Here is a 13,407-nt window from a genome sequence, read left to right on the forward strand (position 1 = left end):
CACCGTTTTTGCAACAATCAGAATCTGATATTGAATTCATGTAATTTCTTTAATTTTTGATAAAAATACGAATAATTTACCCTTGGTCGTAAAGCTAAAATCAATCTAACAAAGTTTTAACAAGAAAGAGAACGATTCTATTAAAAAACAAAAAAATATATGCTTACTTTTGAATATCAAACCCATTTTTTATGAAAATTAAATTATTAGCAATAACAGCGTTATTAACTATTGGAAACATTTTTTCTCAATCCTTAAAATCTCCATCAGAATATTTAGGTTATGAAATAGGTTCTCGTTTTACAAGACATCATAAAGTTGTAGATTATTTTAAATACGTAAGTGCAACTTTATCTAATGTACAATTAGAAAAATACGGAGAAACTAATGAGCATAGACCTTTATATTTAAGCTATATTTCTTCACAAGAAAATATAAATAATATAGAAAATATTAGAAAAAATAATCTAGCACAAGCTGGTATTATTTCTAAAAACGCAAGTAACAATAAAGCAATTGTTTGGTTAAGTTATAATGTACATGGTAATGAAGCATCAAGTACAGAAGCTGCAATGTTAACATTATATGAATTGGTTACCAAGAAAAAACAATGGTTAGAAAATACCATTGTAATTATAGATCCTTGTATAAATCCTGATGGAAGAGACAGATATGTAAATTGGTATAATCAAGTAAAAAGTACACCTTTTAACATTAATCAAAATGCAAAAGAACACGCAGAACCTTGGCCTGGGGGAAGACCAAATCATTATTTATTTGATTTAAATAGAGATTGGGCTTGGGCAACTCAAGTTGAATCTGCTCAAAGAATTAAAATGTATAACAAATGGATGCCACATATTCATGTAGATTTCCATGAACAATATATTAATAATCCCTATTATTTTGCTCCTGCAGCAGAACCTTTTCATGAAATAATTTCTGACTGGCAACGTGATTTTCAAACTCAAATTGGAAAAAATCACGCAAAATACTTTGACAAAGAAGGTTGGTTGTATTTTACAAAAGAAAGTTTCGATTTATTATACCCAAGTTATGGAGATACCTATCCTACTTATATGGGAGCAATTGGAATGACATATGAACAAGCTGGTCATGGAATGGCTGGTTTAGGAATACAAACTGATGAAGGTGAAGTTTTAACTTTAAAAGACAGAGCTATACACCATAGGACAACTGGTTTGTCTACAATAGAAATTTCTTCTAATAATGCTGATAAATTAAATACTGAGTTTAAAAAATTCTTTGATAATTCTAAGCTAAATTATAAAAGTTATGTATTAAAAAATGAAAATAATGACAAAACAAAGCGTTTAAAAGCGCTATTAGATACTCACGAAATTAAATATGAAAACACAAAAAGTGCCACTGTAAAAGGTTATGTATATAATACTCAAAAAGAAGGGAAAATAAGTGTTTCTGCCAATGATTTAGTGATTCACACCAATCAACCAAAAGGAAAAATGGTAAAAGCTTTGTTTGAACCAAAAACAAAATTGGTAGATTCTTTAACGTATGATATTACTGCTTGGTCTTTACCTTATGCACATGGTTTTAAAGCGATTGCTTCTAAAACTAAAGTAAATTCTTATGTAAATAATCATCTAAACGTTACTAATAATTCTATTGATAAATCTGCATATGCATATATTTCGAAATGGAATAGTTTAGAAGATGCTACTTTTTTAGGTGCTTTACTACAAGCAAATATTACGCCCCGTTTTTCTGAAAAACCTTTTTCTATTGGAGGAAAATCTTATAAGAGAGGAAGCTTAATTATTTTAAGAAACGACAATAGAAATGATTCTTTTGATACTAAATTGATAGAAATAGCAAATAAACATTTACGAGAATTATCTGCTGTGTCAACTGGTTTTGTTAGCTCTGGAGTTGATTTTGGATCTTATTCTGTTAAACCTATCAACAAACAGAAAATTGCAGTTTTGTCTGGTAAAGGAACCTCTTCTTTAAGTTTTGGTGAAATATGGCATTTCTTTGAAACACAATTACAATACCCAATTACAAACGTAAATTCTGATAATTTTGGTTATTTAGATTACTCTAAATATGATGTAATTATTTTACCTAATGGTTATTATGGTTCTGTTTTAACAAAATCGACTTTAGAAAAACTAAAAAAATGGACGCGTTCTGGCGGAACATTAATTGCTATAGGAAACGCTTTAAATAGTTTTGCTGATAATAAAGAGTTCACTCTAAAAAAGAAAAAATCTGACAAGAACAGCGATGAAGCAAACTTAACTCCTTATGCAGATAAAGAGCGTAAAAGTGTAGCTAATTTAATTACCGGAAGTATCTTTAAAAGCAATATAGACAATTCTCATCCTTTGGCTTTTGGTTATAATAAAGAATATTTTTCTTTAAAACTTAGTGGCACTTCTTATGATTTTTTAAAGAACGGAAACAATGTTGGGTATTTTAATGAAAACTCAAAAAATATTTCTGGTTATGCTGGTAGTAAAGCTGTAAAAAATGTTCCTAAATCTTTATTATTTGGTGAAGAAAAAATTGGAAGAGGAAGCATTATTTATATGGTAGATAACCCTTTATTTAGATCTTTTTGGGAAAATGGAAAGCTTTTTGTAGCCAATTCCGTTTTCTTTTTAAACTCTGATAAATTGAAATAAATTATTTCTTTTAAACTAAAAAACCGCTCAAATGAGCGGTTTTTTTTATTTTCTTTTCTGATGTAAAGGTACTGGTCTTTCTTGTTTTACAACTGGTGTTCCATATAAATCATAATCACCAGCTTCATGAATTTCAATATCTATAAACTCACCTATTTTAATATAATGTTCTTTAGCATCAACTATAACGTCATTATCTACGTCTGGCGAATCGAATTCTGTTCTTCCGTAAAAATATTCTCCGTCTTTTCTATCAAATAAACATTTAAATATTTTTCCTACTTTCTGTTGGTTCAATTCCCATGAAATTTGAGATTGCACCTCCATAATTTCATTTACACGTTTAAACTTTACATCCGCAGGTACATCATCTTCTAAAACATAAGCTCCAGTATTTTCTTCATGTGAATATTCAAAAGCACCTAAACGTTCAAAACGCATTTCTTCTACCCAATCTTTTAATTCTTGAAACATTTCTTCTGTTTCACCAGGATAACCTACAATTAAAGTAGTTCTTATTCCCATTTCTGGAACAGCTTTTCTAAATTTATGAATTAAAGCCGTTGTTTTTTCATGAGTTGTTCCTCTTTTCATCGATTTTAACAACTCTGTATTAATGTGTTGTAACGGAATATCTAAATAATTACATACTTTAGGCTCGCGTTTCATCACTTCTAAAACATCCATTGGGAAACCTGTTGGAAAAGCATAATGCAAACGAATCCATTCTATTCCATCAACTTTAACCAACGCTTCTAACAAGGCTGCCAAAGCTCTTTTCTTATAAATATCTAAACCGTAATATGTTAAATCTTGTGCGATTAACATAACTTCTTTAATTCCTTTTTTAGCTAATTTTGTAGCTTCTATTACAATTTCTTCAATAGGCGTAGATACATGTTTTCCTCTCATTAAAGGAATAGCACAAAAAGAACAAGGTCTATCACAACCTTCTGCTATTTTTAAATATGCGTAATGTTTTGGCGTAGTTGTTAAACGCTCTCCAATTAATTCATGTTTATAATCTGCTTCTAAAGCTTGTAACAGATTTGGTAAATCATGCGTACCAAAATATTGATCTACATTTTTAATCTCGTTTTCTAAATCTGGCTTATAGCGTTCACTTAAACATCCAGAAACAAATACTTTATCAATTTCTCCTGCTTCTTTTCTTTGTGCGTAATGCAAAATCGTATCAATAGATTCTTCTTTTGCTTTACCAATAAATCCACAAGTATTAATTACTACAATGTTTCCATCATCATTTTCATCTTCATGAACCACTTCTTTTCCATTTGCTTTTAATTGTCCCATTAAAACTTCACTATCGTAAATGTTTTTAGAGCAACCTAAAGTAACAACATTAATTTTATTTTGTTTGATGGTTTTTGTACGCATTCTTGCTTATTTTTAAAGCTGCAAATATACATAATGATTGTTTATGAATTATTTAAGTATTACATTAAACTTTTTATCTTTATAACTGTCTAAAAAATAAATGAAGAATCTTTTTTCTCTTTTTGTCATTTTATTTTTATTGAATTGTTCTTCTAAAAATTCTGATGAAACAATTGAGCAAGAACCAATTATTGAAAACACTTATTTTCCAAGTGTTGATTCAAATACTTGGGATAAAGTATCCCTTTCATATTTGAATTGGAATGAAAATCAACAACAACCTTTATTAGATTTTTTAGAAGACAAAAATACTAAAGGATTTATAATGCTTTACAAAGGAAAAATTGTAATTGAAGAATACTTTAGCAATCACACTTCTACTTCAAATTGGTACTGGGCAAGTGCTGGTAAAACTTTAACTTCTACTGTTTCAGGAATTGCACAAGATGAAAACCTATTAAATGTAAATAATAAAGTGTCTGATTATTTAGGAACAGGTTGGACTAGCGTTTCATTAATAAAAGAAAACTTAATTACCTGTAAAAATTTATTGACTATGACTTCTGGTTTAGATGATAGTTTTGGTGATGATGTATCTCCAAATAATTTAATATACAAAGCAGATGCCGCAACAAGATGGGCATATCATAATGTTTATGTAAAATTGCAAGATATTGTTGCAAAAGCAAGTAATACATCTTGGAAAAACTATTTTAACACCAAATTAAGTGATAAAATAGGCATGAATGGAACTTGGATAAATTTAGGAAGTTTAAGTATTTATTGGAGCAATACAAGAAGTATGGCACGTTTTGGGTTGTTAATTTCTAATAACGGAAAATGGGAAAACACACAAATTATTTCTGAAAACTTTATAAAAGAAGCGACCAATACGTCACAAAACATTAATAATGCTTATGGATATTTATGGTGGTTAAATGGTAAAGAAAATCACCTTTTACCTAATAGTCAAACAATATTTAATGGTAAGTTAATACCAAATGCACCTTTAGATATGTATTGTGCCTTAGGGAAAAATGATCAGAAAATATATATTGTACCAAGTAAAGATTTGGTTATTGTAAGAATGGGAGAATCTGCAAATGATAGTAATTTTGCATTATCTAATTTTGATAATGAATTATGGGAAAAAATTAATAATTTAATTCAATAATTTAATTCTTTTTCTAAAAAAAAAACTCCTTTTAAAAAGGAGTTTTTTAATCACAATTAATTGTTTAAAAGAAATTTAAACAATTATTATTTTTTTAAATTCACAAAATAATCGAAAATTTCTGGAACATTTAAGTTACCCATACCTGCATCTAAAGCAGTTTGAAGGTTACCAGAAGTTGCTTTTGCGATATCAGATACAGAACCTAAATCATCTACCATTTTTACAAAGTATCCTAAATCTTTATTTGCATTTGCAATAGAGAATCCTAAATCACTAACATTATCTACAGCGTAGTTTTTACAAAACTTCATAAAAGGAGAGTTTGAAGGACCAGAAGACATTATGTCAAAAAGTTGTTGTTTATCAACACCCGCTAATTCAGCTGCTGCAAACGCTTGAGACATTGCTACTACAGTAGTCATTCCCATAAAGTTATTAATTAACTTAGTTGTATGACCTGCACCTAAAGCACCTAAATGAAAAACATTTTCTCCTTGTTCATCTAAAACAGGTTTTACTTGTTCGAAAGTTTCTTTATCACCAGCAGCCATAATATTAAGCAATCCGTCTTTTGCATGAGCAGGAGTACGTCCTAATGGAGCATCAATCATACCTGCACCTTTTTCTGCTAAATCTTTTCCTATTTTTTGAGTAGATGCTGGAATTGATGTTCCAAAATCAATTAAAACTGATCCTTTTTTAATACCTGCTAAAACACCTTCTTCTCCGTAAACAATCTTTTCTACTACTGCAGAAGTTGTTAAACAGAACATAATAATATCACTATTTTCAGCTAATTCTTTTGGAGAGTTTGCTTCTGATGCATTTCCACGTGCTATAACTGTTGCAACTGCATCTTTATTAAGATCCATAACATTTAATTTATATCCTCTCTTTTGAAGATTTTCTACCATGTTTGCACCCATTAGACCTAGACCGATAAATCCGATAGTCGGTTTTCCCATTTTTTACTTATTTTTATTTATTAATTTTATTATAGTTTTTGCAAAGATATGTTAATTGATATTACTGTACGTGAATTAGTTACTTAAAAAAAGAGTCTACAAATTCGTGTTTATTAAAAACTTGTAAATCATCTATACCTTCACCTACTCCAATATATTTTACAGGTATTTGAAATTGATCTGAAATTCCGATAACAACGCCTCCTTTTGCTGTACCATCTAACTTAGTTACCGCTAAAGAAGTTACCTCTGTTGCTTTTGTAAATTGTTTTGCTTGCTCAAATGCATTTTGCCCTGTAGAACCATCTAACACTAATAAAACATCATGTGGTGCATCTTCTACTACTTTTTGCATTACACGTTTTATTTTAGTTAACTCATTCATTAAATTAACTTTATTGTGTAAACGACCTGCAGTATCTATAATGACTACATCTGCATCTTGTGTAACTGCAGATTTTAAAGTGTCATAAGCTACAGAAGCAGGATCAGAACCCATTTCTTGACGTATAATTGGCACATCTGTTCTATCTGCCCACACTTGTAATTGGTCTATTGCTGCTGCTCTAAACGTATCTGCAGCTCCTAAAACAACTTTTAATCCTTGTTTTTTAAATTGAGATGCTAATTTACCAATAGTGGTAGTTTTACCAACTCCGTTTACACCAACAACCATTATTACATAAGGCTTTTTATTTTTTGGAATCGTAAACTCTGTTTCATTACCAATATTTGTTTCAGATAATAAGCCTGCTATTTCTTCTCTAAGAATACTATTTAATTCTTCTGTACCAACATATTTATCTTTAGCAACTCTTTCTTCTATTCTATTAATAATTTTAAGTGTGGTATCTACACCAACATCAGATGCAACTAAAATCTCTTCTAAATTATCTAAAACATCATCATCTACTTTAGATTTACCTGCAACTGCTTTGGTTAATTTACCAAAGAAACTTTGTTTAGATTTTTCTAATCCTTTGTCTAAAGTTTCTTTTTTTTCTTTTGAAAATATTTTTTTGAAAAAACTCATATGCTGTTTTTATAATCTTATTGATATACATTAAAAAGTATGCCAATTCTTTGGTTTGGTCAATTTGTCACTAAAGTTGCCAGCGTTAGCGATTGAAACGGCATCCTTTTTTGAGAAACGAAAAAAAGATATAGTGTAAAACGCGACCTTTAGGTAACGCCCAAAAATAAGGAATTCTACTACATAAAAAAAGCTACTCTCTAAATAAGAAAGTAGCTGTAAGTATTTTATGTAGTAAATCTTACTTTTTTGCTAAAAAGTCGTTTACTTTAGAAGGATCCATAATTTTTTCTACAAACATGTAAGCCCCTGTTTTTGGAGATTTTACCATTTTTATAGCTTTACTTAATCTTTTTGATCCTGTTTGTAACGATGCTACTGATTTCTTTGCCATTGTCTAAATGTTTTAAATCTATGTGCTCTATTCTGAGTTCTAGATTATTTAATTACTTAATTTCTTTGTGAACAGTCATTTTCTTTAAGATAGGATTGAATTTTTTAATTTCCATTCTATCTGGAGTGTTCTTTTTGTTCTTAGTTGTAATGTATCTTGATGTACCTGCTTGACCTGAAGCTTTGTGCTCTGTACATTCTAAAATTACCTGAACTCTGTTTCCTTTTTTTGCCATCTGTATAAAATTTTAAATCGCTTGAGCTTATTTAGTTAAAAATCCGTTAGCTCTCGCTTCTTTTATAACTGCAGAAATTCCTTTCTTGTTAATATTTTTTAATGCAGAAGCAGATACTTTTAATGTAATCCATTTATCTTCTTCTGGGATATAAAAACGCTTGGTCATTAGATTAGCGTCAAACTTTCTCTTAGTTCTATTTAAAGCGTGAGAAACGTTGTTCCCAACCATTGCTTTTTTTCCTGTTAATTCACAAACTCTAGACATCTTTTCGACAGTATTTATAGTGTTATCTCTAAACGAGGTGCAAATCTACAATTAATTCTAATTATGAACAAAACTATTTTACAAATTTTTAAAGAATTTCTTTTTGTAGTAATTCTAATGATTTGCTTACTGTTCTATTGATTACCTTTTCTCTTGGTTGACCAAAATTAAATTCTCTTACAATCTCTTTATTATCAGACACAAATGCAATAAAAACCACACCTACACTTTTGTCTGTATCATCTGTTGTTGGACCTGCATTACCTGTTACTGCAATTGCAAAATTTGTTTTTAATTTCTGTTTTACACCTTTTGCCATCTCTAAAGCAACTTCTTTACTAACAACTGTGTACTGATTAATTATTTTTTCTGAAACATTTAATAAACTAATTTTAGTTTCTTTAGAATAACTTACAATACTCCCTTTAAAATATGCTGATGAACCTGCTACAGAAACTAAACTTGCTGCAATTTTACCTCCTGTTAAACTTTCTGCAGTCGCAATTGTTTTGTTTTTTTCTTTTAATAACTCTCCTACTCTTTTTTCTAGTGAACTATCATCATCTAAACCTGTTATTATTTCTGGTATTAATTGATAAACTTCTGCTACTTTTTCATTTAGTTCTTTTTCTAAAACTTCTTTGTTTTCACCTTTGGCGGATAAACGTAAACGAACTTTACCAAATGATGGTAAATAGGCGAACTTAATATATGGTGGTAAATTACTCTCAAATTCTTCAATTCTTTCTGCAATCATACTTTCTCCTTGTCCGTAAGTCATAATAGTTTTATGGATGATAAAAGGCAATTTAAATTGTTTCTGAATTCTTGGCAAAACTTGATTGGTTATTAAACCTTTCATTTCATAAGGTACTCCTGGAAGTGACACAAAGACAGTTTTGTTTTCAAAAAACCACATTCCTGGTGCTGTACCAAAGTCGTTTTGTAAATAAGTAGCTTTAGAAGGAAGTTGCGCTTGGTAACGTTGAATTTCTTTAAAAGGATGATTAATCTTTTTAAAGAGTCCTTTTATATGCTCTATAACTTCTGGGTATTCTATTAATTCATTGTCATTAAAATATGCTGCAATTGTTTTTTTTGTGATATCATCTTTTGTTGGACCTAATCCTCCTGTTAGAATAACAATATCTACTCTTGCTTGTGCTTCTTTTAAAGCATTTAAAATATGTTGTTTTTCATCTTGAATAGAAGTTATTTGATAAACTGAAACTCCAATTTTATTTAATTGTTGACCAATAAATTGAGAGTTTGTATCTACAATTTGACCAATTAAAATCTCATCTCCTATTGTTATGATTTCTGCGTTCATTATATATAGTTCTAAAGTTAAAAAGTTTATAAGGTTTTAAAGTTCAGTATTTAACTTTCTACTTTTTCACTTTAAAAACTTTTTACTATTTTATTTCACTCTAATATTAAAAGCTTCTTTTCCTTCTATAATTCCTTTTAAAGTATCATTTTCTACAACTTTACCTACTCCTGCTGGTGTGCCAGTATATATAATATCGCCCTTTTTTAAAGTAAAATATTGAGAAACATAAGAAATTAGTTCATCTGTTTTCCACAACATAGCATTTGTATTTCCATCTTGTACGATTTCATCATTTTTATACAATTGAAATTTCAAGTTTTCTAAATCAAACTCTTCCTTCGGATAAAACTCACCAACAACTGCACTTCCATCAAAGGCTTTTGCTTTTTCCCAAGGCAATCCTTTTTCTTTGCATTTTGCTTGTACATCTCTTGCTGTAAAATCGATTCCCAAACCGATTTCATTATAATATTTATGTGCAAATTTTGCATCAATATGTTTACCTACTTTATTAATCTTTACCAAAACCTCAACTTCATAATGAACGTCATCTGAAAAAGGTGGAATAAAAAACGGATTTTTTCTTGGTAAAATTGCAGAATCTGGCTTTAAAAAAACAACAGGATTTTCTGGTCTTTCGTTTGCCAATTCTTCAATGTGTTTTGCGTAATTGCGCCCAATACAAATTATTTTCATCTTTATTGATTGAAAATTAAATGGTTTAAAATCATAATTAAAGAATGTCATAACTCTAAACTGCCAACTGCAACTGAATTACTGCATACTTTTGTTATTCTCCTGCTTCTGGAAAAACGATTGCTCTATTACCAGAAACTATAATTTGATTATTTAAATGATTTTTAACTGCTCTTGCTAAAACTAACTTTTCTATATCTGCACCAATTCTTTTTAAGGTTGTTGGTGTGCTTTCATGCGTTACTGGTTTTACATCTTGCTCAATAATTGGACCTTCATCTAAATCTACAGTTGCATAATGTGCTGTTGCTCCAATTAACTTTACACCTCTTTCATAAGCTTTTTTATAAGGATTTGCTCCTTGAAAAGCAGGTAAAAAAGAATGATGGATATTGATGATTCTTTCTGGATAATGATTGATAAAATCTGATGATAAAATTTGCATATATCTTGCCATAATTACCAAATCAACCTCATTAGCAGCTAACAATTGTTTTACTTGTGCTTCTTGTTGCTGTTTGGTTTCTTTTGTTACAGGTAAATGATAAAAAGGTACATTAAACATATCTGCAATTGGTCTTAATTTATCATGATTACTAATAATCATTTTTACAGTGCAGTCTAAACGTCCTTCTTTAGAGCGCTCTAACAAATCATATAAATTATGACTTGTATGTGAAACCATTATGGCTACATTATGCTTTTTATCTCCGTAATTTACAGACCAATCAAATTGTAAAGGCACAGCCAATTCTAAAAAACATTTTTCTAATTCTTTTTTAGAAATATCTGTTCCGTCTGCATTTAAACGAACACGCATAAAATATTTATCTTCGATAGAATTTACATATTGCTGACAACTTAGAATATTAAATCCTTTTTCATAAAAAAAACTGGTGATTTTTGCAACCAATCCTTTTTGATCTGGGCATTTTATTAAAAAAGTAACTACTTGTGATTTCATATTTTCTATTCAAAAATTGAAAGATTAAATAATTTAAAGATTAGGTTTCGACTGTGCTCAACCTGACAAACTGAAAACTGTGACTGTGACTGTGACTGTGACTGTGTACTGAATACTAATTCACAGCCTACTGATTTATGGTATCCATTTTTTAGGGAAATTTGGTTTTCTTTTTTCAAGAAAAGCATCTCTACCTTCTTTTGCTTCATCTGTCATATAAGCCAAACGTGTTGCTTCTCCTGCAAAAACTTGCTGACCAACCATTCCATCATCAGTTAAATTCATTGCAAATTTTAACATTTTAATAGAAGTAGGACTTTTAGCTAAAATTTCTTGTGCCCATTCATAAGCTGTGTCTTCTAGCTCTTCATGAGGAATAACAGCATTTACCATTCCCATTTCATACGCTTCTTGAGCTGAATAATTTCTTCCTAAAAAGAAAATTTCTCGTGCTTTTTTCTGACCAACCATTTTTGCCAAATAAGCAGAACCATAACCACCATCAAAAGAAGTTACATCTGCATCTGTTTGTTTAAAAATAGCATGTTCTTTAGATGCCAGAGTTAAATCGCAAACAACATGCAAACTATGTCCTCCACCAACTGCCCAACCAGGAACTACAGCAATAACTGCTTTTGGCATAAAACGTATTAAACGCTGAACTTCTAATATATTTAGCCTGTGATAGCCATCATCACCAACATAACCTTGATGGCCACGCGCTTTTTGATCTCCTCCAGAACAAAACGAATACACTCCATCTTTTGTACTTGGTCCTTCTGCAGAAAGAAGCACAACTCCAATATTTACATCTTCGCCAGCATCATAAAAAGCATCATACAATTCTGATGTTGTTTTTGGCCTAAAAGCGTTTCTAACATTTGGTCTGTTAAAAGCAATTCTTGCTACTCCATTACATTTTTTATAAGTTATATCTTCGTATTCTTTAACTGTTTTCCACTCGAGTTGTATCATAATTTTGTATTTTGGACGTTCTTTTAGAAGAACAAAATAATTGGTTACAAAAATAAAAGATTCAAATTTATGATAAAGAAATCGTTCTCACTAATATTTATGCTGTTTTGCATTTCTATGTTTTCGCAAAAACTAATTGAGAAAAACTTAATTTCTGACATCTTAGATTCTTCAAGAGATTTAAAAATCTATTTACCTAAAGGATATGAAGATGATAATAATAAAAACTACCCTTTAGCTGTTGTTTTTGATGCTGAATATTTGTTTGACACCTATGTTGGTAACTCTGTACTTTTTGCAGCAAAAGACAAGGCTCCAATGCAAATAGTTGTTGGTATTTCTATGAAAAACACTAAAAAAAACGACACTTATTTTAATATTAATAATGGAAAATTAACTGCAAGCAACAATGCTTTTTATCAATTTGTTAGAGATGAAGTTATTTTTTATATGGAGAGTAATTACAGAACGTCTCCTTTTATTTCTTTAATTGGAGAAGGAACTTCTGCAAACTTAATAAGCCATTATTTAAAGGAAAACGTGCCATTTATCAACTCTTACATTTGTATAAACCCCACTTTTTCAGATTTTATTGGGCAACAATTTCAAACTTACAATTTAACTAAATTTCAAAAAGAAGACAATACTTTTTATTTATATACCAACAACTCTACTTCTTTTTCTGCAAAAAAACAAACTAAAATTGGCGAACTTCAAACTGGTTTATCTACTCTTAAATTAAAGAATTTTAACATTGTAAATGATACTATTAAAACTTCTAGTAGTATTTCTGCAATGAGCGAAGCAATTCCTAGAGCAATTAATAAAATATTTGAAATTTATTCTTCAATCTCTAAAGAAGAATACGAGAAAAACATAAAAGACTTATCTCCAATTGATGCAATTGCATATCTAGAAAATAAATACCTAGAAATAGAGTTTCTTTTTGGCACTAATTTAGGGATTAGAGAAAAAGATATTTACGCAGTAGAAAACATTATTATTGAAAAAGAAAACGGAGATCAATTACGTGAATTTGGTAAGATGATTTTAAAACTTTTTCCTTCTTCTCCTTTAGGAGATTATTACATTGGTAGATATTATGAAAGTGGAAAACAAATTAAAAAAGCTTTAAAGCAATACAAAATTGGATATGGAAAAATGGATCCATCTGACCCAAATTCTGATGCTTTTTATGAAAATATTTTAAGACTTGGTGGAATGTAAAATAGTTGGCAGTAATTTAGTATGCAGTATACAGTCAGTTGTTGACTGAGAACTGAAGATTGTCTTACTGAATA

At 29.6% G+C, this 13,407-nt stretch carries 13 protein-coding genes; 3 read left to right on the forward strand and 10 right to left on the reverse strand.

Going from position 1 to position 13,407, the window contains the following annotated elements; translation table 11 throughout:
- Positions 1 to 191: 191 nt before the first annotated feature.
- Positions 192 to 2,669: a M14 family metallopeptidase gene (locus ABJG40_RS12385; RefSeq protein ID WP_348024899.1), complete on the forward strand. Its 2,478-nt coding sequence runs from the start codon at positions 192 to 194 to the stop codon at positions 2,667 to 2,669.
- Between the two features lie 45 nt (positions 2,670 to 2,714).
- Here the strand turns inward: ABJG40_RS12385 and rimO are convergent, their stop codons facing one another.
- Positions 2,715 to 4,067, reverse strand: coding sequence for a 30S ribosomal protein S12 methylthiotransferase RimO (rimO, locus tag ABJG40_RS12390; protein ID WP_348024900.1), 1,353 nt, complete (start codon positions 4,065 to 4,067; stop codon positions 2,715 to 2,717).
- A gap of 100 nt (positions 4,068 to 4,167) precedes the next feature.
- On the opposite strand from rimO, the gene ABJG40_RS12395 reads away from it, so the two are divergent.
- A complete protein-coding gene (locus ABJG40_RS12395) occupies positions 4,168 to 5,241 on the forward strand; it encodes a serine hydrolase (protein WP_348024901.1) in 1,074 nt (357 codons plus the stop codon).
- Positions 5,242 to 5,327: 86 nt separating this feature from the next.
- Here ABJG40_RS12395 and ABJG40_RS12400 read toward each other — a convergent pair whose 3' ends face one another.
- The 9 genes from ABJG40_RS12400 to ABJG40_RS12440 form a co-directional block, all read right to left on the reverse strand.
- Positions 5,328 to 6,209, reverse strand: coding sequence for an NAD(P)-dependent oxidoreductase (locus tag ABJG40_RS12400; RefSeq protein ID WP_348024902.1), 882 nt, complete (start codon positions 6,207 to 6,209; stop codon positions 5,328 to 5,330).
- 79 nt (positions 6,210 to 6,288) lie between these two features.
- Entirely contained in the window at positions 6,289 to 7,242 is a 954-nt protein-coding gene (gene ftsY / locus ABJG40_RS12405) for a signal recognition particle-docking protein FtsY (RefSeq protein WP_348024903.1), read from the reverse strand.
- A gap of 241 nt (positions 7,243 to 7,483) precedes the next feature.
- Complete coding sequence (locus ABJG40_RS12410; RefSeq protein ID WP_249982593.1) at positions 7,484 to 7,636, reverse strand: DUF4295 domain-containing protein; 153 nt, start codon at positions 7,634 to 7,636, stop codon at positions 7,484 to 7,486.
- Positions 7,637 to 7,688: 52 nt separating this feature from the next.
- A complete protein-coding gene (gene rpmG, locus ABJG40_RS12415; protein WP_249982594.1) occupies positions 7,689 to 7,871 on the reverse strand; it encodes a 50S ribosomal protein L33 in 183 nt (60 codons plus the stop codon).
- A gap of 27 nt (positions 7,872 to 7,898) precedes the next feature.
- Entirely contained in the window at positions 7,899 to 8,138 is a 240-nt protein-coding gene (rpmB, locus tag ABJG40_RS12420; RefSeq protein ID WP_077809621.1) for a 50S ribosomal protein L28, read from the reverse strand.
- Positions 8,139 to 8,226: 88 nt separating this feature from the next.
- The gene (locus ABJG40_RS12425) at positions 8,227 to 9,468 is read right to left on the reverse strand and encodes a competence/damage-inducible protein A (RefSeq protein ID WP_348024904.1); all 1,242 of its coding nucleotides are present in this window, start codon (positions 9,466 to 9,468) and stop codon (positions 8,227 to 8,229) included.
- A 90-nt stretch (positions 9,469 to 9,558) separates the two neighbouring features.
- Positions 9,559 to 10,167, reverse strand: coding sequence for a fumarylacetoacetate hydrolase family protein (locus ABJG40_RS12430; RefSeq protein ID WP_348024905.1), 609 nt, complete (start codon positions 10,165 to 10,167; stop codon positions 9,559 to 9,561).
- A 94-nt stretch (positions 10,168 to 10,261) separates the two neighbouring features.
- Positions 10,262 to 11,131 (reverse strand): formyltetrahydrofolate deformylase, encoded by an 870-nt coding sequence (gene purU, locus ABJG40_RS12435; protein WP_348024906.1) that lies wholly within the window; start codon positions 11,129 to 11,131, stop codon positions 10,262 to 10,264.
- A 135-nt stretch (positions 11,132 to 11,266) separates the two neighbouring features.
- Entirely contained in the window at positions 11,267 to 12,106 is an 840-nt protein-coding gene (locus ABJG40_RS12440) for a 1,4-dihydroxy-2-naphthoyl-CoA synthase (RefSeq protein WP_348024907.1), read from the reverse strand.
- A 69-nt stretch (positions 12,107 to 12,175) separates the two neighbouring features.
- Here ABJG40_RS12440 and ABJG40_RS12445 point away from each other — a divergent pair, with 69 nt between their 5' ends.
- Entirely contained in the window at positions 12,176 to 13,333 is a 1,158-nt protein-coding gene (locus tag ABJG40_RS12445) for an alpha/beta hydrolase-fold protein (protein ID WP_348024908.1), read from the forward strand.
- The last annotated feature ends 74 nt before the right edge of the window (positions 13,334 to 13,407 follow it).

The organism is Polaribacter sp., from assembly GCF_039939415.1.
Taxonomy (GTDB): domain Bacteria; phylum Bacteroidota; class Bacteroidia; order Flavobacteriales; family Flavobacteriaceae; genus Polaribacter.

Bases quoted from the DNA above. Each gene is read 5' to 3' on its own strand.
- ABJG40_RS12385 (WP_348024899.1), top strand. From the start codon at position 192: ATGAAAATTAAATTATTAGCAATAACAGCGTTATTAACTATTGGAAAC.
- rimO (WP_348024900.1), bottom strand. From the start codon at position 4,067: ATGCGTACAAAAACCATCAAACAAAATAAAATTAATGTTGTTACTTTA.
- ABJG40_RS12395 (WP_348024901.1), top strand. From the start codon at position 4,168: ATGAAGAATCTTTTTTCTCTTTTTGTCATTTTATTTTTATTGAATTGT.
- ABJG40_RS12400 (WP_348024902.1), bottom strand. From the start codon at position 6,209: ATGGGAAAACCGACTATCGGATTTATCGGTCTAGGTCTAATGGGTGCA.
- ftsY (WP_348024903.1), bottom strand. From the start codon at position 7,242: ATGAGTTTTTTCAAAAAAATATTTTCAAAAGAAAAAAAAGAAACTTTA.
- ABJG40_RS12410 (WP_249982593.1), bottom strand. From the start codon at position 7,636: ATGGCAAAGAAATCAGTAGCATCGTTACAAACAGGATCAAAAAGATTA.
- rpmG (WP_249982594.1), bottom strand. From the start codon at position 7,871: ATGGCAAAAAAAGGAAACAGAGTTCAGGTAATTTTAGAATGTACAGAG.
- rpmB (WP_077809621.1), bottom strand. From the start codon at position 8,138: ATGTCTAGAGTTTGTGAATTAACAGGAAAAAAAGCAATGGTTGGGAAC.
- ABJG40_RS12425 (WP_348024904.1), bottom strand. From the start codon at position 9,468: ATGAACGCAGAAATCATAACAATAGGAGATGAGATTTTAATTGGTCAA.
- ABJG40_RS12430 (WP_348024905.1), bottom strand. From the start codon at position 10,167: ATGAAAATAATTTGTATTGGGCGCAATTACGCAAAACACATTGAAGAA.
- purU (WP_348024906.1), bottom strand. From the start codon at position 11,131: ATGAAATCACAAGTAGTTACTTTTTTAATAAAATGCCCAGATCAAAAA.
- ABJG40_RS12440 (WP_348024907.1), bottom strand. From the start codon at position 12,106: ATGATACAACTCGAGTGGAAAACAGTTAAAGAATACGAAGATATAACT.
- ABJG40_RS12445 (WP_348024908.1), top strand. From the start codon at position 12,176: ATGATAAAGAAATCGTTCTCACTAATATTTATGCTGTTTTGCATTTCT.